Source organism: Mesorhizobium sp. M1A.F.Ca.IN.020.06.1.1, assembly GCF_004023265.1.
Lineage (GTDB): Bacteria > Pseudomonadota > Alphaproteobacteria > Rhizobiales > Rhizobiaceae > Mesorhizobium.
Genome location: NZ_RZSR01000601.1, coordinates 1 through 3,732 on the forward strand (window position 1 = coordinate 1; position 3,732 = coordinate 3,732).

The 3,732-nt window shown below is 62.6% G+C and carries 3 protein-coding genes and 1 pseudogene; 1 reads left to right on the forward strand and 3 read right to left on the reverse strand.

What is annotated here, in order from left to right; translation table 11 throughout:
* Positions 1-11 precede the first annotated feature (11 nt).
* The gene (locus EOA60_RS23165; protein WP_128311953.1) at positions 12-758 is read right to left on the reverse strand and encodes an MOSC N-terminal beta barrel domain-containing protein; all 747 of its coding nucleotides are present in this window, start codon (positions 756-758) and stop codon (positions 12-14) included.
* Positions 758-2,713: an acetate--CoA ligase gene (acs, locus tag EOA60_RS23170; RefSeq protein WP_095824161.1), complete on the reverse strand. Its 1,956-nt coding sequence runs from the start codon at positions 2,711-2,713 to the stop codon at positions 758-760. The genes EOA60_RS23165 and acs overlap by 1 nt, the downstream gene beginning before the upstream one ends.
* A 304-nt stretch (positions 2,714-3,017) precedes the next feature.
* Between acs and EOA60_RS23175 the strand changes: the two genes are divergently transcribed.
* Positions 3,018-3,290 (forward strand): aspartate-semialdehyde dehydrogenase, encoded by a 273-nt coding sequence (locus EOA60_RS23175; protein ID WP_067001506.1) that lies wholly within the window; start codon positions 3,018-3,020, stop codon positions 3,288-3,290.
* Between the two features lie 163 nt (positions 3,291-3,453).
* On the opposite strand, the pseudogene EOA60_RS23180 reads toward EOA60_RS23175, so the two are convergent.
* Positions 3,454-3,732: pseudogene (locus EOA60_RS23180) on the reverse strand (alanine racemase); the annotation flags it as partial.

A 3,732-nucleotide genomic window follows, 5' to 3' on the forward strand; every position in this document is an offset into this window, starting at 1 on the left:
GGACAGGCAGGTCAGGCGAACCGCACTTCCGCGCCGATCTCGACGCGTGCCGGCCGGTCGACGGTGCAATAAACGCCGATATTGTGGGCGTTGTAGCGGACCAGGTTGCGCAGGATGCCGGGGTCGTTGTCGAAGCCGTCCTGGGCGATGATGGTGAAGCCGCAGCGGCGGCAGGGCTCGGAGATCGTGAGCAACAGATCGCCGATCGCGAGCTTGCGGCCGAGCCATTCCGTCTCCGGGAAGGAGCCTTCGACCGGCTCCATGTCGACGACGATGTTGGGGCGAAAGCGGCGCGAATCTGGCACGCCTTGCGGATGCAGCGCCTTCAGCCGCGCCAGCGAGGCGGCGGTGAGCAGATGGATCGGCGTCCTGCTGTATCGCTCGGCCGTGAGCGGGCCGGCATAGCCCGGCGCGTGCTCGCGGAAGTAAGGCCGGATCGAGGCGTCGAAGCCAAGAAATCCGGAAAGAACCCAGTCGCTTTCCGGGTCGGGCGCCGGCAGCCAGTCGCCGCCGGGCACGGCCACTTCGAGCCGGCGGTCTTCGGTCAGCCGGGTGCGAATCAGCGGCACCTTGTGCCATTTCGGTCCGCGGTCCGGCCTGGCGATCTCGCCATCCGACGCATCGACCAGGCCGAACAGCCGGTCGCCGTCGACAGTCGACGTGCCGACGGAGATGGCGTCCAGCCGCTCGCCGGCAAGCGAGCTCGCCGGATAGCGCCATAGCTGGCTGACGGTGCCGAGTGCGGCCTGCGCGTTCATCAGGCCCTTTTATTCTGCCGGTTGGCAACGAGATCGTCGACCACGGCGGGATCGGCGAGCGTCGAGGTGTCGCCCAGCGCGCCGTAATCGTCCTCGGCGATCTTGCGCAGGATGCGCCGCATGATCTTGCCTGAACGGGTCTTGGGCAGGCCCGGCGCGAACTGGATCTTGTCGGGCGTTGCGATGGCGCCGATCTCCTTGCGGACATGGGCGACAAGCTCCTTGCGCAGATCCTCGCTCGACGTCGTGCCGGACATCAGCGTGACGTAGCAGTAGATTCCCTGACCCTTGATATCGTGCGGATAGCCGACGACGGCGGCTTCCGAGACCTTGTCGTGGCTGACCAGCGCCGATTCAACTTCCGCCGTGCCCATGCGGTGGCCTGAAACGTTGATGACGTCGTCGACGCGGCCGGTGATCCAGTAGTAGCCGTCGGCGTCACGGCGGCAGCCGTCGCCGGTGAAGTATTTGCCCTTGTAAGTCGAGAAATAGGTCTGCACGAAACGGTCGTGATCGCCATAGACGGTGCGCATCTGGCCGGGCCAGGAATCGGTGATGCAGAGATTGCCGTCGGCCGCGCCTTCCAGCACCTTGCCTTCGCCATCGACCAGCTGCGGCTTGACGCCGAAGAAGGGCCGTGTCGCCGAGCCGGCCTTAAGGTCGGTGGCGCCCGGCAGCGGCGTGATCAGGATGCCGCCGGTCTCGGTCTGCCACCATGTGTCGACGATCGGCACCTTGGCGTTGCCGACGACGTTGAAATACCACTCCCAGGCTTCCGGATTGATCGGCTCGCCGACCGTGCCCAGCACGCGCAGCGACTTGCGCGAGGTCTTCTTCACATGGGAATCGCCGGCGCCCATCAGGGCGCGCAGCGCCGTCGGCGCGGTGTAGAAGATGTTGACCTGGTGCTTGTCCACGACTTCCCAGAAGCGCGACTGCGACGGGTAGTTCGGCACGCCCTCGAACATCAGCGTCGTGGCGCCGTTGGCCAAAGGGCCATAGACGATGTAGCTGTGGCCGGTGACCCAGCCGACATCGGCGGTGCACCAGTAGATGTCGCCGTCATGGTAATCGAAGACATACTGGTGCGTCATCGAAACATAGACGAGATAGCCGGCGGTGGTGTGCAGCACGCCCTTCGGCTTGCCGGTCGAGCCCGATGTGTAGAGGATGAACAGCGGGTCCTCCGCCTTCATCTTCTCGGGTTTGCAGTCGGCCTTAACGGTCGCGGCCTCATCGTGGTACCAGACGTCGCGGCCCGGCACCCAGCCGGTCTTGCCGCCGGTGCGTCGCACCACCACCACTTTTTCCACCTTGGTGCCGGCCTTGGCGGCGATGTCGATGGCCTTGTCGGTGTTGTCCTTCAGCGCAATCGGCTTGCCGCCGCGCAGGCCCTCGTCGGCGGTGATGACGATGGTCGACTTGCAGTCGTCGATGCGGCCGGCCAGCGCATCGGGCGAGAAGCCGCCGAAGACGACCGAATGGATGGCGCCGATACGCGTGCAGGCAAGCATCGCGTAAGCCGTTTCGGGAATCATCGGCATGTAGATGGTAACGCGGTCGCCCTTCTTGACGCCGTGCTTCTTCAGGACATTGGCGAAGCGGCAGACATGCGCATAGAGCTCGTTGTAGGTAATCTTCCTGTCATCGTAAGGGTTGTCGCCTTCCCAGATGATGGCGGTCTGGTTGCCGCGCTTCTTCAGATGCCGGTCGATGCAGTTGTAGGAAACATTGGTCTGGCCGTCCTCGAACCACTTGATCGAGACCTTGCCGTCGAAGGAAGTGTTCTTGACCTTGGTGAAGGGCTTGAACCAGTCGATGCGCTTGCCGTGCTTGCCCCAAAACTTGTCCGGGTTCTTCACGCTGTCGGCATACCATTTGAGATAGGTGTCGTTGTCGATCAGCGCGTTTTTCTTCCACGCCGGCTGGACGCGGTGGACATGGACATCGGACATTTTCTAGCTTTCCTCCGAAACCGTTCCGCCGGCTTGATGTGCCGACGGCATCACGGCGAAGCAGCCGTGAATTCGCGGCATTATTAACAGTTCCGCCGTGACGGCAACATTAGACGTTGGATTCGCGCGGCGGGATGACGCAGGGGCAAGTGCAAACGCCTGTCAGCACTCTCGCCTTAGGGCTGCTAACCATCTGTTTTTCCGATGGAAAACTTGGGTCTGATGTGCGAAAATCAATAGACGGTTAAGCAACGAGGCGCAGAGTTTCGCGTTGGGAGGAAAGGAGAATCAACTGAGGACGGCAATGCGCCATCATCTCGAAATGGACTTGATGCTCAGCGGCTATGGGCTGACCACAGCCAAGATCCTTTATCACTTCCCAGACCATCCCCATCTGCTGCAAAGCTATATCTGGCAGGATTACGACATCGCGCCGGAGTTTCCGGTGCTGATCCGCTTCATCGAATTCTGGAAGACCAAGCTCGACGGCCCGCTGCATTCGGTGACGTACACGCACCAGAAGCTGATCGCGCCGAACGAGTGGCGGAAAGTGGACGGGGAGTTCGTGCTGCACTGAGCGGCGCAGAGGTTCTCTGTACGTCGAATGTTTGGCGGAAACGCCCATCACTCGTCATCCGCGGGCTTGGTAGGAACGGCCCGGTTCGTTTCAAGCGCTGGCGGAAGCGTTATCGATCGATTGTCGGGTCGGTAACAAGATCGCTACCAGCGTCTCGAGGCGCTTAGCGACTGCCGAAAATCGCCGAGCCCAGCCTGACGCTGGTCGCGCCGAAGGCGATCGCGGTCTCGTAATCGCCGGACATGCCCATCGAGAGCATTGCGACGCCGGCCTCGCCAGCGATCTTTTCCAAAAGCGCGAAATGCGGACCGGGATTCTCGTCCGCCGGCGGGATGCACATGAGGCCCTCAATGGCGACGCCGTCGCTTTCGTCAAACGCTGCCGCGAGGTGCACGGCCTCGCCATTGAGGGCCTCATGTGCATCCCGCCGGCGGACGAGAAT